At 51.9% G+C, this 20,554-nt stretch carries 25 protein-coding genes and 2 pseudogenes; 24 read left to right on the top strand and 3 right to left on the bottom strand.

The genetic code is table 11. From position 1 onward, the window contains the following. Positions 1-43: 43 nt before the first annotated feature. The 17 genes and pseudogenes from ACTQ34_RS13010 to ACTQ34_RS12930 form a co-directional block, all read left to right on the top strand. A pseudogene (locus tag ACTQ34_RS13010) lies at positions 44-124 on the top strand (Maff2 family mobile element protein); the annotation flags it as partial. A 9-nt stretch (positions 125-133) separates the two neighbouring features. After that, on the top strand, positions 134-1,000 hold the full coding sequence (locus ACTQ34_RS13005) for a VirB6/TrbL-like conjugal transfer protein, CD1112 family (protein ID WP_441364191.1): 867 nt from the start codon (positions 134-136) through the stop codon (positions 998-1,000). A gap of 53 nt (positions 1,001-1,053) precedes the next feature. Beyond that, the gene (locus ACTQ34_RS13000) at positions 1,054-1,602 is read left to right on the top strand and encodes a septation protein SpoVG family protein (RefSeq protein ID WP_195556687.1); all 549 of its coding nucleotides are present in this window, start codon (positions 1,054-1,056) and stop codon (positions 1,600-1,602) included. Beyond that, entirely contained in the window at positions 1,592-2,386 is a 795-nt protein-coding gene (locus ACTQ34_RS12995) for a DNA-methyltransferase (protein WP_441364190.1), read from the top strand. The genes ACTQ34_RS13000 and ACTQ34_RS12995 overlap by 11 nt, the downstream gene beginning before the upstream one ends. Then, positions 2,383-2,913 (top strand): annotated as a pseudogene (locus ACTQ34_RS12990) (MT-A70 family methyltransferase); the annotation flags it as partial. The gene ACTQ34_RS12995 and the pseudogene ACTQ34_RS12990, both read left to right, overlap by 4 nt. A 161-nt stretch (positions 2,914-3,074) precedes the next feature. After that, positions 3,075-3,470 carry a PrgI family protein gene (locus tag ACTQ34_RS12985; protein WP_015560022.1) on the top strand — a complete coding sequence of 132 codons (396 nt, stop codon included), beginning with the start codon at positions 3,075-3,077 and terminating at the stop codon, positions 3,468-3,470. After that, positions 3,418-5,787 carry a VirB4-like conjugal transfer ATPase, CD1110 family gene (locus tag ACTQ34_RS12980; protein ID WP_195556688.1) on the top strand — a complete coding sequence of 790 codons (2,370 nt, stop codon included), beginning with the start codon at positions 3,418-3,420 and terminating at the stop codon, positions 5,785-5,787. Before ACTQ34_RS12985 ends, ACTQ34_RS12980 begins: the two co-directional genes overlap by 53 nt. Continuing rightward, complete coding sequence (locus ACTQ34_RS12975; protein WP_441364189.1) at positions 5,768-7,471, top strand: CD1108 family mobile element protein; 1,704 nt, start codon at positions 5,768-5,770, stop codon at positions 7,469-7,471. Before ACTQ34_RS12980 ends, ACTQ34_RS12975 begins: the two co-directional genes overlap by 20 nt. Before the next feature lie 13 nt (positions 7,472-7,484). Continuing rightward, on the top strand, positions 7,485-7,739 hold the full coding sequence (locus ACTQ34_RS12970; RefSeq protein WP_054328114.1) for a DUF4315 family protein: 255 nt from the start codon (positions 7,485-7,487) through the stop codon (positions 7,737-7,739). A 2-nt stretch (positions 7,740-7,741) separates the two neighbouring features. Then, entirely contained in the window at positions 7,742-8,482 is a 741-nt protein-coding gene (locus tag ACTQ34_RS12965) for a DUF4366 domain-containing protein (RefSeq protein WP_441364188.1), read from the top strand. 177 nt (positions 8,483-8,659) lie between these two features. Next, the gene (locus tag ACTQ34_RS12960; RefSeq protein WP_441364187.1) at positions 8,660-9,028 is read left to right on the top strand and encodes a cysteine-rich VLP domain-containing protein; all 369 of its coding nucleotides are present in this window, start codon (positions 8,660-8,662) and stop codon (positions 9,026-9,028) included. Between the two features lie 162 nt (positions 9,029-9,190). After that, positions 9,191-10,147 (top strand): hypothetical protein, encoded by a 957-nt coding sequence (locus ACTQ34_RS12955; protein ID WP_441364186.1) that lies wholly within the window; start codon positions 9,191-9,193, stop codon positions 10,145-10,147. Positions 10,148-10,160: 13 nt separating this feature from the next. Continuing rightward, entirely contained in the window at positions 10,161-10,760 is a 600-nt protein-coding gene (locus ACTQ34_RS12950; RefSeq protein ID WP_441364185.1) for a hypothetical protein, read from the top strand. Between the two features lie 10 nt (positions 10,761-10,770). Further along, entirely contained in the window at positions 10,771-10,941 is a 171-nt protein-coding gene (locus tag ACTQ34_RS12945; RefSeq protein WP_005933602.1) for a DUF4316 domain-containing protein, read from the top strand. Next, positions 10,938-11,285: a plasmid mobilization protein gene (locus tag ACTQ34_RS12940; RefSeq protein ID WP_441364184.1), complete on the top strand. Its 348-nt coding sequence runs from the start codon at positions 10,938-10,940 to the stop codon at positions 11,283-11,285. The genes ACTQ34_RS12945 and ACTQ34_RS12940 overlap by 4 nt, the downstream gene beginning before the upstream one ends. A 163-nt stretch (positions 11,286-11,448) precedes the next feature. Beyond that, positions 11,449-11,736 (top strand): CD1845 family protein, encoded by a 288-nt coding sequence (locus ACTQ34_RS12935; protein ID WP_055246214.1) that lies wholly within the window; start codon positions 11,449-11,451, stop codon positions 11,734-11,736. Positions 11,737-11,877: 141 nt separating this feature from the next. After that, positions 11,878-13,224, top strand: a complete 1,347-nt coding sequence (locus tag ACTQ34_RS12930) for a relaxase/mobilization nuclease domain-containing protein (protein WP_441364195.1) — start codon at positions 11,878-11,880, stop codon at positions 13,222-13,224. A 201-nt stretch (positions 13,225-13,425) separates the two neighbouring features. Here the strand turns inward: ACTQ34_RS12930 and ACTQ34_RS12925 are convergent, their stop codons facing one another. Further along, positions 13,426-13,785: a helix-turn-helix transcriptional regulator gene (locus tag ACTQ34_RS12925; protein ID WP_055245655.1), complete on the bottom strand. Its 360-nt coding sequence runs from the start codon at positions 13,783-13,785 to the stop codon at positions 13,426-13,428. A 182-nt stretch (positions 13,786-13,967) separates the two neighbouring features. Between ACTQ34_RS12925 and ACTQ34_RS12920 the strand changes: the two genes are divergently transcribed. From ACTQ34_RS12920 to ACTQ34_RS12895, 6 genes are all read left to right on the top strand, one after another. Beyond that, positions 13,968-14,207 (top strand): AbrB/MazE/SpoVT family DNA-binding domain-containing protein, encoded by a 240-nt coding sequence (locus ACTQ34_RS12920; protein ID WP_215629682.1) that lies wholly within the window; start codon positions 13,968-13,970, stop codon positions 14,205-14,207. After that, on the top strand, positions 14,194-14,823 hold the full coding sequence (locus ACTQ34_RS12915; RefSeq protein WP_441364194.1) for a DUF998 domain-containing protein: 630 nt from the start codon (positions 14,194-14,196) through the stop codon (positions 14,821-14,823). The genes ACTQ34_RS12920 and ACTQ34_RS12915 overlap by 14 nt, the downstream gene beginning before the upstream one ends. 7 nt (positions 14,824-14,830) lie before the next feature. Then, the gene (locus ACTQ34_RS12910) at positions 14,831-15,016 is read left to right on the top strand and encodes a cysteine-rich KTR domain-containing protein (protein ID WP_195974146.1); all 186 of its coding nucleotides are present in this window, start codon (positions 14,831-14,833) and stop codon (positions 15,014-15,016) included. 525 nt (positions 15,017-15,541) lie between these two features. Continuing rightward, complete coding sequence (locus ACTQ34_RS12905) at positions 15,542-15,952, top strand: RNA polymerase sigma factor (RefSeq protein WP_117465015.1); 411 nt, start codon at positions 15,542-15,544, stop codon at positions 15,950-15,952. Positions 15,953-16,384: 432 nt separating this feature from the next. Continuing rightward, on the top strand, positions 16,385-16,651 hold the full coding sequence (locus tag ACTQ34_RS12900; protein WP_054328128.1) for a DUF6870 family protein: 267 nt from the start codon (positions 16,385-16,387) through the stop codon (positions 16,649-16,651). 116 nt (positions 16,652-16,767) lie between these two features. Beyond that, on the top strand, positions 16,768-18,447 hold the full coding sequence (locus tag ACTQ34_RS12895; protein ID WP_441364183.1) for a recombinase family protein: 1,680 nt from the start codon (positions 16,768-16,770) through the stop codon (positions 18,445-18,447). 196 nt (positions 18,448-18,643) lie between these two features. Here ACTQ34_RS12895 and ACTQ34_RS12890 read toward each other — a convergent pair whose 3' ends face one another. Then, the gene (locus tag ACTQ34_RS12890; RefSeq protein WP_441364182.1) at positions 18,644-18,859 is read right to left on the bottom strand and encodes a hypothetical protein; all 216 of its coding nucleotides are present in this window, start codon (positions 18,857-18,859) and stop codon (positions 18,644-18,646) included. A 162-nt stretch (positions 18,860-19,021) separates the two neighbouring features. On the opposite strand from ACTQ34_RS12890, the gene ACTQ34_RS12885 reads away from it, so the two are divergent. Beyond that, a complete protein-coding gene (locus ACTQ34_RS12885; protein ID WP_441364181.1) occupies positions 19,022-19,546 on the top strand; it encodes a DUF1643 domain-containing protein in 525 nt (174 codons plus the stop codon). 771 nt (positions 19,547-20,317) lie between these two features. Here the strand turns inward: ACTQ34_RS12885 and ACTQ34_RS12880 are convergent. Further along, a partial coding sequence (locus ACTQ34_RS12880) for a hypothetical protein (RefSeq protein ID WP_441364180.1) occupies positions 20,318-20,554 on the bottom strand: 237 nt, incomplete at its 5' end.

The following is a 20,554-nucleotide window of genomic DNA, read 5'->3' as shown; positions in this document are numbered from 1 at the left end:
CGTGCCGCCGCCCGCCAGAAAGCTGTATTGTTCCTACTAATTGGGGATAACACAGCTCATGGCTGGCGGCGGCATCATCCTTTTGGGAACCACGCTGATCCCCCTGCTGTCTGGCTTGTTCTAAGGAGGGCTTATGGATTTTCTCACCGACTGGCTCACGAACTGGCTGAAAGAGCTGTTGATCACCGGCATCATGGGGAACCTCGAAGGGCTCTTTGATACCGTCAATGCCAAAGTCGGAGAGATTGCGGTACAGGTAGGGACTACCCCGGCGGCATGGAACGCCGGGGTTTTCTCCCTCATCCGCCAGCTTTCCGAAACGGTGATCCTGCCGATTGCCGGATTGGTGCTGACCTTTGTTGCCACCTACGAGCTGATACAGATGCTTTTGGAAAAGAACAATATGCACGAGTTTGATGTGGCGAATATCTACAAATGGGTATTCAAAACCGCTTGTGCCATCCTCATTCTTTCCAACACCTTTGATATTGTCATGGCGGTGTTCGATGTGTCGCAGAGCGTGATTGCGGATGCGGCGGGGCTCATTCAGGGCTCCACCGACATTACGCCGGATATGCTGGCGGAGCTGGAAACCACGCTGGAGGGCATGGACTTGGGGCCGCTCCTTGGCCTGTGGCTCCAGTCCTCTGTGATCGGGCTGACCATGCAGGTCATGGGGATCATCATTTTCGTTCTGGTGTACGGAAGAATGATTGAAATATATTTAATGACCAGTCTGGCCCCTCTCCCCGTTGCCACGCTTTCTAACCGGGAGCTGGGCGGTACAGGGCAGAACTACCTAAAATCCCTGTTCGCCGTGGGCTTTCAAGGGATGCTCATACTGGTCTGTGTTGCGATCTATGCGGTGCTCATCCAGGGCATCGCCACAGGCGGCGATCCGATTGGAGCGATATGGGGAACCGTAGGCTATACGGTTCTATTGTGCTTCATGCTGTTTAAGACAGGCGGCATCGCCCAGCGCATCTTCGGGGCGCATTAAACGGACGGACTTCGGGACAATTTGTCCCGAGGCCGGGAAAGGAGGAAACGATTTTGAGTAAGGATGTCATATTAACCCCGGAACAGATCGCCGCCGAGGAGCGGCGCTGGCTGTTCGATGCGCCGATTGCGGAGCTGGCCGAGGTAAAAGGCGTGACGGTGGACGAGGCGGTTAAACTGCGGACGGACGCAATTTTGCAGGAGGCCGCTGTTCCCATCGAAGTCACGGTTCGCCCGATTGAGCCCCAGGGCAAGCTCATCGGCTTTGCCAGCGTCAACTATGGCGGTGTAGTGATTGACGATTTCAAGGTGGTGGATGGCAAGAACGGGATTTTCCTGGGTGCTCCCAGCAAACCTGATCCCACCAGCAGGACGGGCTACCGTTCCACGGTGCGGATCAATGACCGGGCCACCCAGGAGCGGCTCAATGCGGCGGGAGCCCAGGCGTACCATTCAGCGGTGGAAAAGCTCATCGCCCGGGCCGAGGCAGTCCGCCCCACCCCGATCAAGGAGCAGATGGCACAGGCCGCAAGGGAGGCCGGGAAGGAAAATGCCGCCCGAACCGCCCCAGCAAAGAAGAAGGAGGCCCGGGATGACAGGTGATATGACCTCGAGACAAAATGTCCCGAAGTCTCCAGCCTGTCCGGAGGGGCTGTTTTTGATGGACGGGATTGAAGGGCTGCGCTCTTTGCCGAAGCACTCGGTTGATATGCTCCTTACCGATCCGCCCTATGGCACTACCCGGAACTTTTGGGATGTGCCGCTCCCGCTCCCGGAGCTGTGGGAGGCAGTCAAATGGGCGGTCAAGCCGGATGGCGCAGTGCTGTTTTTCGCACAATGCCCTTATGATAAGGTGCTGGGGGCATCCAACCTCTCTATGCTCCGCTATGAATGGGTGTGGTACAAAAGCAGGTGTACTGGCTTTCTCAATGCAAGGCGGGCTCCCCTAAAGCGGACAGAAAACATTCTGGTGTTTTATCAAAAATTGCCCTATTACGATCCGCAGTTTGAACAGGGCAAGCCCTATAAGAAAATTTCCCGTGAGGGGAGCAACAGCCCCAACTATGGAAAATTCCTGCGTTCCAGCAGTGGATCAGAGGATGGCCTGCGTTTCCCCGGGAACCTTTTGGCCTTTTCTTCCGTACAGCGTACCGTCCACCCTACGCAAAAGCCCGTGGAGCTGTGCGAGTATCTCATCAGAACCTATACCCGGCCCGGGGAGCTGGTGGCAGACATCTGCGCTGGCTCCGGCACGACTGCTGTGGCTGCTGTCAATACGGGCCGCCGCTTTGTATGCTTTGAAACAGCCCCGGCCTTTTACGCCCCAGCTACAGAACGCATCCGGCTGGCTACTGAGGCGGTCAAAGCCGGGCAGAAAGGAGTATGACTATCGGAAACTATTCTATCATTTACGCCGATCCCCCTTGGCAGTACCAGCGCAATAAAGTACAGGGGGCGGCAGAAAACCATTATCCCACAATGGGGATTGACGAGCTGTGTGCGCTCCCGGTGGCTGATTTGGCCGCCCCGGACAGCGCACTTTTTTTGTGGGCGACTTTCCCCCAGCTCCCGGAGGCCCTGCGGCTCATAGAGGCGTGGGGCTTCCGCTATAAGTCGGTGGCCTTTGTGTGGCTCAAAAAGAATAAAAAGGCAGACAGTTGGTTTTATGGCCTTGGCTTCTGGACGAGGGGAAATGCGGAGATCTGCCTGCTGGCTACCAAGGGCCATCCCAAACGGCAGGCGGCAAATATCCATCAGTTTATCATTTCCCCGATTGAAGCCCACAGCAAAAAGCCGGACGAGGCCCGGGAAAAGATCGTGGCCCTTATGGGCGACCTGCCCCGGGTGGAGCTCTTTGCCAGACAGTCCCCGCCCGGCTGGGAGGTGTGGGGAAATGAAGTGAAAAGCACGATCCCCGACTTTGGGCTCATGGGGCCCCCGCAAAATCAGCGATTTTGTGGGGAGAGGAGGAACAACGGAGCGGACGGACTTCGGGACAAAGTGTCCCGAGGTAGTCAAGCGGAGTTTGTAACGACGAGTCCCGAGGTTAAAGGGGCCGGAAAGGAGGCTGATCCATGCCCTATGTGAATGTACCCAACGACCTGTCAAAAGTAAAAACCAAAATGGCCCTAAACCTTACCAAGCGCCAGCTCATCTGTTTTGGCTGTGCGGCGGCGGTAGGCATCCCATCCTATCTGCTGGCCCGAGGCTCTATCGGTAATACCGGGGCCATGTTCCTTATGCTGGCCGTGATGCTCCCGGCGTTTCTTCTGGCCATGTATGAAAAAGACGGGCTCCCGGCGGAAAAGGTGCTGAAAAACATCATACGGGCCCGGTTTCTGCGTCCCGGAGTCAGGCCCTATCAGACACAAAACATTTACGCCCCCTTTGCCGGACGGGGCGCTGTGAGAAAGGAGGATGCGATTGCGAAAGGCAAATCCAACCAGCGGAAGAAAAACCGCAAAGGCTAAAAACCGGGCGGCCCTGTCCGCCCAGCAGACGATCCCCTATGTGGCGATGCACCCGGACGGGGTATGCAAGCTCCCTGGCGGGCTCTACACAAAGACCGTGGAATATGAGGACATCAATTATTCCGTGGCATCCACCGAGGATCAGACTGCAATCTTTGGCGGCTGGAGCTCATTCCTCAACTACTTTGACAGCTCCCTGCCGTTCCAGCTTTCCTTTATCAACCGCCGCTCCCACTCCCGGAGCCGCTATAAGGTAAACATTCCCCAGGCGGATGATGATTTTAACAGCGTCCGGGAGGAATTTACCGGGATGCTGAAAAACCAGATTGCCCGGTCTAACAACGGGATTGAACGCTCCAAGTACATTACTTTCGGCATCCCAGCCGGAGGGATCGTGGAGGCCCGGCCCCGTCTGGAGCGTGTGGAGGCCGATGTGATGGGCAACTTTAAGCGGCTGGGTGTTCCCTGTGAACCGATGGACGGGCGGGCAAGGCTGGCCCTGCTTCACAGCCAGATGCATCCGGGCAACCGGGAACCGTTCCGCTTTTCATGGAAGGACATCCCGCAGACGGGGCTCGGCACCAAGGACTATATCGCCCCGGACAGCTTTGACTTCCGGCACTCCCGCCTGTTCCGGGTGGGCCAGTATTGGGGCGCTGTTTCCTACTTGCAGATTTTGGCGTCTGAGCTCTCGGATAAACTGCTGGCGGAAATTCTGGAGCTGGATGCGGAAATGACCGTAACCCTCCATATCCAGACGGTGGATCAGCTAAAGGCGATCAAAACCATCAAGGGAAAAATCTCCGACATCGGGAAAATGAAGGTGGAGGAACAGCGGAAGGCTGTCCGGGCCGGGTATGATCCCGACATTCTCCCGCCCGACCTCATTACCTTTTCCAAGGATGCGGCGGAGCTCCTTGCCGACCTCCAGTCCCGCAACGAGAGAATGTTCCTTTTGACTTTTACGGTAGTCAATATGGCCCCTACCCGCCAGCGGCTGGAAAATGATGTGTTTACCGTGGGCGGCATCGCACAGAAATACAACTGCGCCTTAAAGCGGCTGGACTGGCAACAGGAGCAGGGCTTTGTGTCCTCGCTGGCCCTCGGCTACAACGAAGTGGAGATCCAGCGTGGTATGACAACCAGCTCCACGGCAATTTTCATCCCCTTTATGACAAGGGAGCTGCGGATGGACGGGCAGGCCCTCTACTATGGCATGAACGCCCTTTCCCACAATGTCATTATGGCTGACCGCAAAAAGCTGAAGTCGGCCAACGGAATGTACCTCGGCTCTACGGGCTCGGGAAAATCCTTTGCGGCAAAGCGGGAACTGCTCAATGTCTTTCTGACCATCCCCCAGGATCGGATTATCATTGTTGATCCGATGGGCGAATATGCCCCGCTGGTTCGCAGGCTGGGCGGACAGGTGATCGAGATTGCCCCGGACAGCCCCCACCACCTAAACCCGATGGATGTGGAGCTCAACATGGCCGCCGGGGAGAGCCCTCTTTCCATGAAGGCGGATTTTTTGCTTTCCCTGTGCGAGCTGGTGGTAGGCGGAAAGGAAGGCTTACAGCCCATCGAAAAGACAGTTGTTGACCGCTGTGTGCGGCTGGTGTACCGGGAACAGGCCCTTGGGCTTGATACAGGAAAAACCCCGCTTTTGCAGGACTTGTACGAGGAGCTCTTAAAACAGCCGGAGCCCGAGGCCCGGCGTGTGGCAACTGCCCTTGAGCTCTACTGCACCGGCTCCCTCAACCTGTTTAACCATCCCACGAATGTGAAAACCGACAGCCGGGTGGTGTGTATCGTGCTGAAAAACATGGGAGAAAACCTCCGCAAGATCGCCATGCACATCACAAATGAATTTGTGTCCCAGGCGGTAGATACCAACTTCCGGGAGGGCGTGGCGACATGGTGCTATTTCGATGAGTTCCATGTCCTGCTCCGTGATCCGCTGACCGCCAGCTATTTTGTGGCGGTGTGGAAAATGCTGAGAAAGAAAGGCTGCGTTCCCAGCGCCCTCACGCAGAATGTGAAAGACCTTCTGGCCAGCCGGGAGATCGAGAACATTCTGGATAACACCGACTTTATGATTTTGCTCTCGCAGGCGCAGAGTGACCGGGCAATTTTGGCAAGACAGCTCGGTATTTCCGAGCACCAGCTTTCCTACATTACCCACTCTAATTCCGGCGAGGGCCTGCTGTTTTACGGGAATGTGACCATCCCGTTTGTGGATCGGTTCCCGAAGGGGGAAATCTATGACCTCTTAACCACCCGACCGGAGGATATGAAGAATGAAGCGAAAACCGAATAAACCACGCCCGGAGGCCCAAACGCATACGGAACCCGGAAACGGGGCTGCCGAGCCCGGCGGCCCTGCTTTTGGGGCTGGCTCTGAACAGGAGCCCGGGGCGGCTGGCACTTCGGGACAAAGTGTCCCAAAGTCAAAATTCCGCCAGAAAAGCCAGCAGGAACAGGCGGCGGCATCCAAGCTCCGCATGGAAAAGCGGGGCGAAAAACGGGAGGCCGCCCGGGAAAAGCTGGCAAAGCAGAAGCCGCCCAAACAAAAAGGCCCGATCCGTAAAGCGGCGGGGGCCGCCGGATGGGGCGTTCACGGCTTTGTGCATGGCAAGCTCTACGAGGTGGAGCAGGAAAATGCAGGAACCGAAGGGGCCCACCGCTCGGAGCTTGCCGGGGAGGTTGTCCTGCGGCAGGGCTCCCGGTTTGTAAAACGCAAAGTCCGGGAGCATCCGGCAAGGGCGGCCAGCCGGGCCGAGGCCAGGTATCAGAAAGCGGCGGCGGATTATCATTTCCACACCGCCGCACAGGAGCACCCGGAGCTTTCCCAAAACTATTTTACCCGGTACTGGCAGAAACAGCGGCTTAGAAAGCAATACCAGAAGCGGGCGAAGGAGGCCGCAAAACAGAGCGCAAAAGCCGCCGGGAAAACAGCCGCCGTCACGGAAAAGCTGACAGCCCGGGCCGCCGGGTTTGTGAAGCGCCATCCAGTCGGATGCCTGCTGGCGCTGGCCTGTGTCCTTGTGATCGTCCTGCTCCAGTCCTGTTCGTCCTCGCTGGTGTCCATCGGCAACGCCGGAGCCGGGGCGCTGGGAGCCACCACTTACCCCTCTGAGGATGAGGCGATTTTAGGGGCGGAGGCGGCTTATGCCGGGCTGGAGGCAGAACTGCAAACCTATCTTGATACCTACGAAAGCACCCACGATTATGACGAGTACCACTTCGATCTGGACGAGATTGAACACGATCCCTATGTGCTCATTTCCCTGCTGTCGGCGCTCCATGAAGGAGAATGGACGCTTTCACAGGTGGAGGGCTCCCTGCAAATGCTCTTTGACCGCCAGTATATTCTGACAGAGCGTGTGGAGGTGGAGACACGCTATGATAGCGACGATGAACCCTATTCGTGGTACATCTGCTATGTGACGCTGGAAAACAAAAACCTGTCCCACCTGCCTGTCTCCCTGTTGAGCGAGGAACAAATGTCCCGGTACTCCATCTATATGTCCACCCTCGGCAACCGTCCCAACCTGTTTCCCGACTCCCCCTATGTGGACAAATACATTACCAACCCGCCGGAGGACTATGAGGTTCCGGGGGAATATCTGGACAATGAAACATTCGCCGCTATTTTCTCGGAGGCAGAGAAATACATCGGCTATCCCTATGTGTGGGGCGGCTCCAGCCCGTCTACATCTTTTGACTGCTCCGGCTATGTGTCATGGGTGATCAATCATTCCGGCTGGAATGTGGGCCGCCTTGGGGCGCAGGGGCTTTACAACATCTGTACTCCGACCAGCTCCCCAAGGCCCGGCGACCTTGTGTTTTTCAAGGGAACCTATGATACCCCGGGCGTGAGCCACTGTGGGATTTATGTAGGCGATGGGCGGATGCTCCATTGTGGCGATCCCATCGGATATGCAAACTTAAATACAAGCTACTGGCAGTCTCATTTTTACGCCTACGGGCGTTTACCATGATTGGAGGTCATTTATGGCAACAGCAAAAAGCATGAAAATCCAGGCCGAGATTGATAAGGTCAAAGCCAAAATCAGCGAACAGCAGGCCCGGCTCAAGGAGCTGGAGCAGAAAAAGCTGGAGGCGGAAAACAGTGAGATCGTGGACATCGTGCGTGGCATGAGCATCCCTCTTGCGGAGCTGCCCCTGCTGTTTGAAAAGCTGAAAGGCGGCGGGGCTTTGGGACAAAGTGTCCCGAAGTCCGAGGATGAGGAAAAGGAGGAAAACTGAATATGAAACGGTTTCGAGTTTTGACAGCGGCGCTTTGTGCCGCTGTTTTGTTATGCGGCTTTAGCGTTCCCGCCTATGCCTACGCAGGCGGCGAGGGCGAGGACTACGGCGATCCCACAATGGAAACCCCGGCCCCGGAGCCGACTATTACGCCGGGCGAGGGCTTTTCCGAGGAGGGAAACCTTGTAACCCGTGATCTGCTCTATGACGAGCACACCAACAAGCAGTTTATTACTGTCCAGACCAGCGGCGGCAATACCTTTTACATTGTCATTGATTATGACAAGCCTGTGGACGAGGAAGGCGAACAGTATGAAACCTACTTTTTCAGCGTTGTGGACGAGGGGGATCTGCTGGCCGCCGCTGAAGCCGCTGGCATAGAGCAGGCGGTCTGCTCCTGCCCGGAGAAATGTGCGGCGGGGACTGTGAATACAGACTGCCCGGTGTGCTCCGTCAATATGGGGAAATGCGTAGGCGCAGAGCCGGAGCCCGAGACTGCCCCGGAGCCGGAGTCGGAACCCGAAAAGAAAAGCAATTCCGGGATGCTCCTGCTGGTGCTGGGGATTGCCCTAATTGGCGGCGGGGCTGGCTGGTATTTCAAGGTTTACCGTCCGAAACACCAGCAGGCCGACCAGCCCGAGGAGGACGATGGCGGGGATTACCCGGACTATGACGAGTTTGAAGATGACGGCCCCCCGTGGGACGAGGAGGACGAAACCGAAGAAAAGGAGGAAATCAGATGAATTTTACCAGCAGTCCCTTTGAACGAATGATGAAAGAAAAACCCCGTCCCCAGGCTCCCGCCAAGAACAGGCCGCCCAGGGGCTCCGCCTGTTATGGCTGCTGTTACTGGCGGGGGATCGCCTGTGTGTCCTGCTACAAGGAGCTTTTGAAGGCTGGGGCTGGCGGGAGGTGATGGATTGTCCCGTGAACTGACACGCAAGGAAAAGACAGCGATCCGCTCTCTTGTGGTAACATGGTGCGCCAACTATGACCGGGAATACGGATGCCTGCCGCTGGACAGCGATTGCTATATGCTGGGGAAATGCTGGACGGGATCATACTGCCGCTATTTCCGGGAGTCCGTCCTGCCCCTTGATCCGGCGCTGGAAGCGTCCCTTATGAGCGAGGGCCCAAGGCCGGATTTTAAGATATGCCCGGTATGCGGCGGGCCTGTTTCCCCGGACAGGCGGCAGGCGTACTGCTCGGCGGCCTGTGCAAAGAAAGCCCACCGCCGCCAGCAACGGGAATATATGCGGAAAAAGCGGGGGGCATCCGTTGACAATTAGGGCCTGCAAAACCCGCTTATAGCAAGGCTTTCCGGGGCCGTTTCGTTGGCCTGCCGTATCATTCTACGGTCTGGCCCCGTTTGCCCCGATGCTGTCAACATCCATACAGCGGGACTTTGGGACAATTTGTCCCGAAGTACCCGCTTTCTGAGAGGAGGAATTATGCCGAACTATTACCCCATCAATGAGGAGGCCGCCCGGCGTGCCAAAAACGCCAACAGCTTTTCCGACTATGTTCCCGGCTCCGCCACCGCCGCTTACCGTGAAATGGTGGATCGTGCCTATGCCCTCGGGGAACAGCAGAAAGGGCGTGTCGATCCCATGTACCACGAAAAGATTGACGGGCTCATAGACCGCTATGCCCGCAAGCTGGCGGAGAACATCAACCAGAGCAATCTCATAGATGCCCGTGTACCCTCGATCCTCATCGCCGGAGGCTCCAACTTCCCGGTGCGGAAAAAGGAAAAGCAGAACGCCGCCCGGGATAAGAACATGGGCGAATATATGCAGATCGAGGGCCTGCTGGATAAGGTGCGCTCAACGGGCATGGGCGGGATCAGCGCAGACGATGACCGGGCCGTGGAAAAGCTGGAGGCAAAGCTGGCAGGGCTGGAGGCCATGCAGGAGGAAATGAAAACCGTCAATGCCTACTACCGCAAGCATAAAACGCTGGAGGGCTGTCCCGTCCTGTCCGCCGAGGAGATCGGAAAGCTCCAGTCCTCTATGGCATCCGACTGGCGCAAAAATCCCGTACCCTATCCGTCCTATCTGCTTACCAACAACAACGCCAACATCCGCCACACACGCCAGCGCATTGAGGATTTGAAAAGTCAGTCGGAATATGCGGGCTGGGCCTTTCCCGGAGGGCGGGCGGAAATCAACGAAGGAGAAAACCGCTTGCAGCTCTTTTTTGAGGAAAAGCCATCGGAGGAACAGCGGCGGGAACTGAAAAGCAACGGTTTTAAGTGGGCTCCCAGCCAGGGGGCATGGCAGAGACAGCTTACGAAAAATGCCATCTATGCGGCGGGCCGGATGGAGTTTTTACGCCCGGAGGATGGGCAGAGCCCTTACCAGCTCCAGCCCTTTGCCCGGAAAACGGAAAAGGATATGGCACGATGAAGGAGGTGTATTTGTGGACAAAAATCAAGGCTATTCCATTTTGAAGGCTGTGATGCTGGAAAATGGCAGGGGCTTTGCGCTGGGGCATCATCCCACAGCCCCATCCCCCTATGTCACATGGGCCTGTTACGATGATAAGAACGGCCAGCGGCAGTATGAATGGGGACATTACGGCAACGATCTGGCCGCTATGGAACAGGATTTTTCAGACCGGGTAAAGGACTATCAGCGGCTTTACCATGTGGGGATCGTGCAGACCGAGGCCCCCGGCCTTTACAAGTATTACTCTACCCAGCGGCCTGTGGACATCGGGACATTCCCCAAACCGCCCCACAATGCCCCGGATGAGATCGTCAACTATGACCGCCGCATCCCGGTGGAGGGCGGCGCATTTCTGGCATGGGGGCATCTGACTTATACAAGGCCGCTGACCGAAAAAGAGGCATCTGACTATGAGCTCCGTCCTGCCCCCGTCATTTCTGAATTATCCCGAAAAAATGATGACAGGCCCCTCTCTATTGCCCAGCAGATGAAAGAGGCCGGAGCTCTGGCTGAAGCCAGCCGGGGCGATCCCATCCATAAGAAAAAGGCCCCCGACCGGGGCGACCGATAGGAGGATTTGTATGGAAGAAAGATATAACCCGATGAAAAGTGCGGAGATCGCCACCGAGCACAATTACAATATGCTGGACGGTGTTCTCAATAACCAGGCCCCACCCCCGGAGGAAAAGGAGCTGGATAAGGTTAAGGAGCCGCCCCACAAGCGCCGGAGCCGGGAACGGGAGGAACGATGACAAAGAAACGCCGCCGCCCGATCCATCTCCATGTGATGGTGTCCGAGGAGGAGCAGGCCCTTATTCAACAGCGCATGGCCGAGTCGGGCATCCGCAATATGGGGGCCTATATGCGGAAAATGGCCCTCAATGGCTATGTGCTCCATGTTGACCTCTCGCCCGTCCGGGAGCTGGTATCACTCCAGCGGCGGTGCTCCAACAATCTAAATCAAGTGGCGATCCAGGCGAATACCTACGGTGGGATTTACCCTGAGGAGATCGCCGCTTTGCAACGGGACTATGCCGCCCTGTGGGGGCCGCTGTCCGATCTGCTGAAAAAGCTCTCCGCATTGCTGGAGCTCTGATCCTGCCGGGGAGTGGCGTATGCCGCTCCCCGGTTTTCACTACTTCGGGACAATTTGTCCCGAGGTGCTGAAAGCCGGAGGCATCCTTGTTGTCCCTCCCGGACAGAGGTATAATTATCATGTAAGGAACCATAAACCACACTTTTCAAGGAGGTATCAAGCGATGCGGATCATTCTGAAACTTTTAGCGGCCCCCTTTGTTCTGGCCCTCACGCTCCTTGTGGCAGTATTGAATTTTGCTTTTTCCTTTGCGTCATGGGTGTTCTGCGCCCTGTCCTTTCTCTGTCTGATCGGAGCCCTGTTTGCTTTATTCACGGGGGATCGCTGGGGCATACAGGGGCTTGTGATCGCCTTTGCTGTTTCGCCCTTTGGCCTGCCCGCTGTGGCGGAGTGGCTCATTGACAAGCTGGACAGTCTCAACTACTCGCTAAAGAGTTTTATCACAGGATAACGCTTTGGGACAATTTGTCCCGAAGTCCCCTGCGGCGGCTGGACGGACAGCCGCCGTTTTCTTTTGGAAGGAGGTGTGCTCACGGCTACAACTTATATCCGGCCCTACAAGGTGGCGGCTGGGAAAGGCGCTGTCCAGACAATGGAGGAACGCTTTGACTATGGGCTTAATCCGAAAAAGCTGGGAGCCCTGTCCTCATACCTCTGCGATCCGGCCACGGCTCCCGCTGAGTTTCTGCTGGTAAAGAGCCAGTACCAGGCGGAAACAGGCCGGGCCGTAGAGCGTGGAGCCCTGTTTTTTCAAATCCGGCAGGCGTTCCCGCCCGGCGAAGTGACAGCGGAGGAGGCCAACCAGATTGGCTATGAAACAGCCATGCGCTGGACGAAGGGAAAGTATCAGTTTTTTGTCTGCACCCACACAGACAAGGGCCACCTCCACAATCACATTTATTTTAATTCAACGGCCTTTGACCGCTCTCGGAAGTTCCATAATTTTATCGGCTCCAGCTTTGCCCTGCGGCGGCTCTCTGACCGGGTGTGCATTGAGCATGACCTCTCTGTGATCCAAAATCCAAAACAGCACAGCAAGGGCCGGTATCTCCATTATGGCCAGTGGATTGGGGAAAAGCCGCCCTCTGCAAAACAGCGGGTGCGGCTGGCCATCGTGGAGTCCCTGCAAAAACAGCCCGCCGATTTTCCGGCGTTTCTGAGGCTTATGGAGGAGTCCGGCTTTCTGGTAAAGCATGGCCGTGGCGGTGTGATCTCCTTCCTTGCTCCCGGGCAGGATAAGCCCACCCGCCTGCGGGCATCTACCCTCGGGGATGGTTTTGATCCCGAGGACATCCAGGCTGTGATTGCCGGGGATCGTCCGCTCCCGGAGCTCCCGCATGAGGCCCCGGCTCCTGCCCGGCGTGTCAATCTGATTATAGACATTCAAGAGCGCATGGCACAGGGCAAGGGCCCGGCCTATGAACGGTGGGCCAAGGTTTACAATCTGAAACAGATGGCTGCTGCGCTCCAGTACCTGCGGGAAAATGATCTGATGGACTATGAAGCGCTGGCGGCCAGTACAGAAAAGGCAGTAGAGCATTTTCACACACTGTCCGAGGAATTGCGGCAAACGGAGGCGGAGCTGGAAAAAAACACCGGGCTCATGGCGGCTACTGTGGACTACGCAAAAACCCGGCCTGTGTTTGACGGTTACAAGGCGGCCCGGTACAGTAAAAAATATCTGTCGGAGCATGAGGCGGAGCTTGCCGCTTACCGGGCGGCCCGGGCCACTATGAATGAGCTTTTGGACGGTGCAAAACTGCCAAAGATGGCGGATATGAAAAAGGCCCGCCAGGAATTGGCGGGAAAGAAAAAAGCCCTCTATGCGGAATACCGCAAGGCCCAGGCGGATATGCGGCAGGCTGTGGCAATCAAGGCGAACATTGATCATCTGCTCGGCGTGACGGACGGGCGGGAAAATAAGGCCCAGGAGCGGTAGCGACAGGCCGCAGACAACAGGCGCATAGCGCCGGGACTTTGGGACAATTTGTCCCGAAGTTCAGCGGGTTTGGGGAGCTCCCCAACAAGCATTTTTGCGGGCCTGCGGCCAGCAAAAATTTCGGAGTGTGGCCACACCCGAATTGCTTGCCATTTCGTGCGCTTTCGCTATATGGCGCAAAAAAACGAAGGTCACGCTTTCTTACGCATCCTCCGTTTCTTTCGCCGCTTTCATCGCTTGGATCGTGGCTTCAACGATTTTAAGTTCTTTTTCGTCCAAGGAGTTCAGCATGGCATCAATCCGCTTTCTGCACTCGCTGCCTTTATTTTTGGACGGGTAAAAGTATTGATCTACCGATATGTCGAACATTGTAACCAACTGATAAAAAGTATTAAAGCTCGGGTGTTGGCCGTCATTCTCGTGATACATAATGGTACGAGGAGCCCGGTCAACAATATAGGCCAGCTGCTCCTGTGTCATCCCGCTGGCCTCCCGAGCCCGTTTGATGGCAAGCCCTATATCGTGAAAATCAAATCGTCGTTCATCTCGTTCTATCTTCATAACATCACCTAATGTAATTTTACATTTCATGTTATAGTATTTGAACGACTATGAATTTCATTCTACCGACTATTTAATTTCACTTATCTGCTTGTTTATGACACATCATTGACAATTCCGTTTGGTTGAGATATACTTTTCATGTAAGTATGAAAAATATGATTTCAAGGAGTAAAGATAAAATGTCAATGCCTAAAGGAAAGCATATATTTGGAACAGTTAAGGTTGGAGAACGCGGTCAAATAGTTATTCCAAAAGAAGCGCGTGAGATATTTGATATTAACCCCGGAGATACATTACTTGTTTTGGGCGATGAAGAACAAGGAATTGCAGTCGTCAAGGCTGATGTTATGAAGGAAGTTGCTGTAAAAATTTTGAAAGGGTTGGGCCGTTTTGGGCGTGAAAAAGATGATGAAAAATAGTTTTTTCAGTATATTGCCGTTTTTCTTGGCCGCTGATTTAATGCTCCCTTTTCTATTGGCACCTACTTATAAAGGATATAGTCATTTAAGGCAAGTAATGAGCGTTTTGGGGGCCAGTAAAGCACCATTACATTCCATTTATAATCTTTGGCTGATTATCTTTGGATGTGCTATTTTGATAAGTATTTTTCAATGTTATCCCATAATCGCCAAAACATCAAATGTCATATCTATAATACTTTGTTCCATTATCTTTATTTATGCAATAGGAGGTTGCATACTTTCCGGGATTTTTTCAGTCGGTGAAACAAAAAATCTTGAAACAGTTTCCGCAAAGATACATGGTTATGGTTCGGTTATCGGTTTCTTACTTTTAACGCTTGCCCCCTTAATCATTGGACTGTACTTTTTCAAAATATCCAAGGGCCTTTTAGGGGGATTATCCCTGATTTGCTTTATTCTGGCAATATCCTTTTTTGCACTATTTATAATGGCTGATAAACCAAACTATAAAGAAACTATTATCGCATTTGAGGGATTATGGCAGAGATTAAGTTTGCTATTTATGTATTGCCCCATAGCAATTCTTTCTCTAAACATTACACTCAAATCTTAGGAGAATAATGAAAGAAGAATGGATTATATGTCCTATCTGCGGTAGTAAAACCCGTAATAGGATAAGAAGTGATACTGAACTAAGGAACTTTCCTCTATTTTGCCCAAAATGCAAGAAGGAAAGTCTAATCAATGCAATACAACTTAAAATTTTCGTTATCACAGAGCCAGACGCAAAGACGCAGAGCCGATAACCCTTTTACTGATGTGGTTTATTGGCTCTGCTCTTTTTATATTATGACCCTTACCCGCCCAACGGGATAATAAAAAAACCGTTGTTTCGGGGCTGGATATTCGTGCGCCAAAACAAAATACAGTAGCCCTACGGCGGTTTTGAAATAACAATTTCAAGCCGCCGTTTTCTGTTTGAAAAATGAGAATACGGAGGGTGTGTTAAAGTCGCCCTTTTTTAAGGATACGGCGGTGTCCAGGAGGTATCGCCGTGTCCATTTTTGCTTTTTTTCACAGCACCCATGACCTGCACCAGCTAAAAAAAGCGTAGTTCCCCCTCCGGGACAGTCTGGTTATGAATGTGAAATCAGGCAGTACACAAATGAATATGTAACTTCATGCGTTCGTGTGGCTTCATGCCGCCCGGGCGCTTTTTTGTACTTCGAGACAAAGTGTCCCGAGGTGCGGGGCGGCTCCCCAGGGTGCCGCTCCCCGCCGAACCCCGTTTCGGTCACTCATCCACCCAACACCGAAACGGAGGTTTATTTATGACTACAATTAATCTGAAGGATTTTTATTATTGGTACACACAGGATCAGTTTATCGAGGTTTCTGACGAGGTAGCCGAAGTGTTTGTGTCCGATGCCCGGCACGAAATGGCCTACCAGCGGCGGCTCTCCCGGCATAAGGCGCAGTATTCTCTGGACTGCGATGACGGGATCGAATATTCCGCCTGCCTGCATGAGCCAACGCCCCAGGAGCTGCTGGAGCGCATGGAGCTGTTCATCCGTCTATGGAACGCCCTCAACTCTTTGCCGGAGATCCAGGGCCGCAGGATTGATGCCCACATCATTCTTGGAAAGAGCATCAAGGAAATTGCCGAGGCCGAGGGCGTACATGAGGAGTCTGTCCGCCAGTCGATCAAGCGTGGCCTTGAGCGTATGAAAAAAACTTTTTGATTTTTTCATTTTCCCCACTTGGAAATGATGAAAAAATGTCTCGGTTTATGAAAGGAGATATTCTTCTTTTCGCAGATAAACAGCGGCGGCCCCGGGCATAGTCCGGGGAGCCGGGCGGCGGGTGCGCTGTGACTTTTTCTTTGGAAGAACGAGCGAACAACACCAACGCCGCAACTGGGCCGGGCCAACCCACGGCCACGATCCGGCATAGGACAGGCTGGCCGCCTGACCCTCCGGGCCGCCCTCTTATCTGCGAGGGAACGCCGCTCTGAGCATGGTTGTCTTTGGACAGGGCAAGAAAATGGGAGCGGCGTTCTCTATTTTATACTTACATGGAGTGAGGCAAGAGGGTAGCATCGTTTGGGTGCTGCCCTCTTGCGTTTCCCCACGATATGCGGGGGCGTATCCTATTTTTGATAAGGAGGTTTTACCGTGAGATTAACGGCAAAGGAACTGGAACAAATGAAAAGCGTTGACATCGGCGCAGTGGCTCCCGAGTCCCTGCCGGATGTGAGCGGTATGGCCTTTGACACCTCTCTCCCCCGAGAGGAGCGGATCGCTCTATTTTTGCAGGCGGTAGAAAATCCATACTGTTTTTGCATCGGCGGGATCGGTGTGAAAATTGAATTTGCGGAAAGCGGGCCGTCCTTACAGGACACATTGACGGACTTCCTGCTCCGGCAAAAAAGCGGGCTGTAACTTCGGTTATGGCCCGTTTCTACTTCGAGACAAAGTGTCCCGAGGCGGAGGCATCCTTGTTGTCCCGCCCGGGCAGAGGTATAATATAGATGTAATGTGATAGGGAAGGAGGAACAATGGCACGAACAAAAAACAGAGGATTGCAACAGAGTTTCTCTCCCTCTTATACCGTCCGCCGCTGGCGGCTGGGCGAATATATCCGGCTTTCCAAAGAGGACTTGAAAAAGGGAAAGGACGACAGCAACAGCGTCATCAACCAGCGTGATCTGCTCAATGACTTTTACCAGAAGCATATCGGAGAATTTGAAAGTGTTTCCGAATATGTAGACGATGGACACACAGGAACGGATGCCAACCGGGAGAATTTCCAGCGGCTCCTTTCCGATGTAATGAGCGGGAAAATAAACTGCGTGGTAGTAAAAGACCTTTCCCGTTTTGCAAGAAATTACAGCGATGCGGGAAGTCTGATTGATAACCTGTTTGTTCAGATGGGTGTCCGTTTTATCAGTCTTGCTGAAAATGTGGACAGCTATCTCAACCCGGACAGCGTTTCCAGTATTATCGTCCCGATTACAAATGTGATGAACGATCAATACTGCTACCAGACCTCAAAGAAAATTCGCCAGGTATTTGACTACAAGCGGCGCAACGGTCAGTACATCGGCGCATTTGCTCCTTATGGATATGTGAAGCACCCAAAGGACAAGCACCGGTTGATCATCGATCCCGATGCCGCTGAAATCGTCAAACTTATTTTCTCTTTGTTCCTAAAAGGGACATCGAAACGGGCCATCGCTTTGTATCTGAATGAACACGGCGTACCCAGCCCCTCGGCTTATAAACTGCAAAAGGGCATACCCGTTTCAACAAGAGGATATGACGATCCTATGTGGGGAGCCCGCATGATCCACTCCATTCTGACGAACCCCACCTATACCGGGGATTTGGCACAGGGCCGCAGTCGGGTAAAAAGCTATAAGGTACACGAGGTTGAAAGCGTTCCCCGTGAAGAATGGGTGGAAGTAGCTGGTACGCATGAGGCAATCATTGATTATGAAACCTTTGATAAGGTACAGGCCCTTTTACAGCGGGATACCCGTACTTCTCCAAAAGGCCGGGAAGTCCACCTGTTCAGCGGTTTTCTGAAATGTGCTGACTGTGGACGGGCAATTACCCGGAGCGTAGGCAACAACAATAATGTGTACTATGCCTGCTCCACCTACAAGAACCGCTCCCGGACAGCCTGCACAATGCACTCAATCAAGCATAACCGTCTGGAGGCCGCTGTCCTCTTTGCCGTACAACAGCAAGTCCATCTGGCTGTTTCATACTCGGAAATGATTGCCCGCATTAACACCGCTCCGGTCAAAAAGAGCCAGTCCATCCGTTTGGAAGAACTGATTGCTGCGAAAGAGCGGGAACTGGCAAAAATCAGCCGCTACAAGCAGTCCCTTTATCAAGACTGGAAAGACGGGGAAATTACCCAGCAGGACTACCGGGATATGAAAGCCGATTATGAACGACAGACCATCGCTCTTACGGATGTACTGGCCCGGCTGAACGCTGAACGGGCGGAACTGGCAAACGGTGTAAAGAGTGAACATCCTGCACTGGTGGCCTTTACAAAACATCAAAATATCGACCAGCTTTCCCGAGAACTTCTCGTTGAGCTGATCGATCATATCAAGGTTTATGAGAATGGAAACATTAGTGTGAGATTTAAGTTTGCGGATGAATTTAGACGCATCGCAGAATACATTGAAATCAACACCACAAAACCCGCAGTAGCGGGCTAACCCCCGCTACATACCACTTTGACAGTGTGTTTTCCTAATAGGAGCTAATCATAGTCTTTTTGCCCCTAACTCAACAATATCATCAATCACTTCTTCGATTATTTTTATCTCTAATTTCGATTTAGAATTATAAAATGAGTTCGAAGAACAATGCACGCAGTTATTTAAACATTTTTGTATAATCTCCAAAGATACATCATTTAGCATTCCGTTTTGCCTCCCATTCATCATATTTCCTTGCTTTTTTGATTAATGTGATATATGTCTCGTATTTTAAAATTGCCACATATGGTTCGCTATTACGTATAACACACGCTGGCGAATCATTTTCTACAACATACTTAAAAACTTTCGCTGATTGCCCTCTATTAAACATCTGGGCTTTATACGTTTTATTTTCATTTGTTTCCAAACAATCACCACCATATTCTTTAGTAATAATTTTATTATACCATATTGTAATTATTATTCAATGTATAATTTACGCTTAAATTTTAAGTATAAAAGTAATTACATTAGTATTTGTTAACTCTTTTTTTTATGATATAATAATTAAAAAAGAAGGACTTTACATATGAATAAATATTCTTGGATTTACAGAAACGATTCTGATAATTTATACCGATACGCTCTTGGTTTTTGTTCTAAATCGCCACTACTATGTGTAGGGGTAAATCCTAGCACTGCTACTCCTGAAAAGTTAGATCCCACAATAAATTCAGTTGCTCGTATTGCCAAAAGTAATGGATACGATGGGTGGATTATGATAAATCTTTATCCGCAACGTTCCACCAATCCAAATGAAATGGATTCAACTCCTAATAAATCCATTTGTCAACAAAACCTTTCAGAAATAAAGTATATTCTTAACAAATATAATATTTCTGAGATATGGGCTGCTTGGGGCACTTTAATCACTAAACGCGATTTTCTTAAAGAATGTCTGAAAGATATATATTCAATTGCACCATCTTGCACTTGGATTACCTTTGGTTCTCGTACAAAAGCTGGTCATCCACATCATCCACTATATTTAAATTCGCATGCTGCAAAATCTTCTTTTGATATCATAGGCTATATAAATGACTTAATCGAGTAAGCGCGAACGATTGGCTCTTTTTATCTTACAACATCACCTGTATTTCAGCCCTTTCAAGGTTTACGTGCAAGGCTGATAGTTTGTGGATAATCATAAAAGCCCTAATTTATCATTTTTTCTTTGTTTAAACCATCTGACTCTTTTCCCAGTTCACTTTTAGTTTCACTATCTTCAACAGCTATTTCATACTAGTGTCCAAATAATCATTTTGGGGTGTGTCTTCTCTTTAACAACAAAACAGAATACATATGTACTCTCGTCTTTTTCCGCTAAGTCTTTCATAACTAGTATTAGTTCACTCCTAATCATTGGCTATCTTCCTTGAAAGTAGTTGACACGCTTTATAAGATAGCTGATCTTTAGACGAAGGGCAATTTCCGTCTGGCGCTCCAGATCCGTCTACTATACTGCAATGGTTTGACTACAGGCAGGATAACAAGCAAATATGGACGATGATATCAGATATAAGGGGAAACTTGCAAACAATGCAAACAAAAACCGATCTATTTCAAGCAAACCAAAATCCAACGCAGAATTTTCAAAAACAGATGTTATCCGAGGGCACGAACGCATTGGAAACACCGCCTAGTTGCGCATGATACGTCTGTGTAAAATATAAGCAATAGGATCTTTCTCTGTACTGAAACAAAAACATTATCTTTTTAAGTCAGAGCATGGGGTATTCTAGCTATGACAGCGGAATGTCTCTTATGTTCCATGGCATCAAACCTAAAAAGAATGGTTAAGACTATCTTTCTGCTCGTATTCAAGTTAAAAATCTAATCTGAGAAAACTACTTTTGAACCCGGATTTGTTTTTGTCAACAGGTTCTTTCTTGGACGCAAGCAAAAACGCAGAAACATGCACCGTTAGAAACATATCTAATAAAACAAAGGGAAGGTCTGTCCCAAATTTTGTGTAAACACTGCCGGGCAGTGCAAAATAGAGCCAAAATAATTTAAGGCGGGAGCGGCGCCAGCTGCTGATGCCTTGTCTACAAAATAACAG

Source organism: Agathobaculum sp. LCP25S3_E8 (assembly GCF_052117165.1).
Lineage (GTDB): Bacteria > Bacillota > Clostridia > Oscillospirales > Butyricicoccaceae > Agathobaculum.
Note: the sequence above shows the minus strand (reverse complement) of the source record. Positions and strands in the feature narration are given on the sequence as shown.

Excerpts from the sequence above, each read along its gene's own strand:
- ACTQ34_RS12975 (WP_441364189.1), top strand. The coding sequence starts at position 5,768 with ATGAAGCGAAAACCGAATAAACCACGCCCGGAGGCCCAAACGCATACG.
- ACTQ34_RS12940 (WP_441364184.1), top strand. The coding sequence starts at position 10,938 with ATGACAAAGAAACGCCGCCGCCCGATCCATCTCCATGTGATGGTGTCC.
- ACTQ34_RS12895 (WP_441364183.1), top strand. The coding sequence starts at position 16,768 with ATGGCACGAACAAAAAACAGAGGATTGCAACAGAGTTTCTCTCCCTCT.
- ACTQ34_RS12905 (WP_117465015.1), top strand. The coding sequence starts at position 15,542 with ATGACTACAATTAATCTGAAGGATTTTTATTATTGGTACACACAGGAT.
- ACTQ34_RS12935 (WP_055246214.1), top strand. The coding sequence starts at position 11,449 with ATGCGGATCATTCTGAAACTTTTAGCGGCCCCCTTTGTTCTGGCCCTC.
- ACTQ34_RS12920 (WP_215629682.1), top strand. The coding sequence starts at position 13,968 with ATGTCAATGCCTAAAGGAAAGCATATATTTGGAACAGTTAAGGTTGGA.
- ACTQ34_RS13005 (WP_441364191.1), top strand. The coding sequence starts at position 134 with ATGGATTTTCTCACCGACTGGCTCACGAACTGGCTGAAAGAGCTGTTG.
- ACTQ34_RS12885 (WP_441364181.1), top strand. The coding sequence starts at position 19,022 with ATGAATAAATATTCTTGGATTTACAGAAACGATTCTGATAATTTATAC.
- ACTQ34_RS12925 (WP_055245655.1), bottom strand. The coding sequence starts at position 13,785 with ATGAAGATAGAACGAGATGAACGACGATTTGATTTTCACGATATAGGG.
- ACTQ34_RS12970 (WP_054328114.1), top strand. The coding sequence starts at position 7,485 with ATGGCAACAGCAAAAAGCATGAAAATCCAGGCCGAGATTGATAAGGTC.
- ACTQ34_RS12955 (WP_441364186.1), top strand. The coding sequence starts at position 9,191 with ATGCCGAACTATTACCCCATCAATGAGGAGGCCGCCCGGCGTGCCAAA.
- ACTQ34_RS12915 (WP_441364194.1), top strand. The coding sequence starts at position 14,194 with ATGATGAAAAATAGTTTTTTCAGTATATTGCCGTTTTTCTTGGCCGCT.
- ACTQ34_RS12910 (WP_195974146.1), top strand. The coding sequence starts at position 14,831 with ATGAAAGAAGAATGGATTATATGTCCTATCTGCGGTAGTAAAACCCGT.
- ACTQ34_RS12995 (WP_441364190.1), top strand. The coding sequence starts at position 1,592 with ATGACAGGTGATATGACCTCGAGACAAAATGTCCCGAAGTCTCCAGCC.
- ACTQ34_RS12980 (WP_195556688.1), top strand. The coding sequence starts at position 3,418 with ATGCGATTGCGAAAGGCAAATCCAACCAGCGGAAGAAAAACCGCAAAG.
- ACTQ34_RS12945 (WP_005933602.1), top strand. The coding sequence starts at position 10,771 with ATGGAAGAAAGATATAACCCGATGAAAAGTGCGGAGATCGCCACCGAG.
- ACTQ34_RS12965 (WP_441364188.1), top strand. The coding sequence starts at position 7,742 with ATGAAACGGTTTCGAGTTTTGACAGCGGCGCTTTGTGCCGCTGTTTTG.
- ACTQ34_RS12985 (WP_015560022.1), top strand. The coding sequence starts at position 3,075 with ATGCCCTATGTGAATGTACCCAACGACCTGTCAAAAGTAAAAACCAAA.
- ACTQ34_RS12930 (WP_441364195.1), top strand. The coding sequence starts at position 11,878 with ATGGAGGAACGCTTTGACTATGGGCTTAATCCGAAAAAGCTGGGAGCC.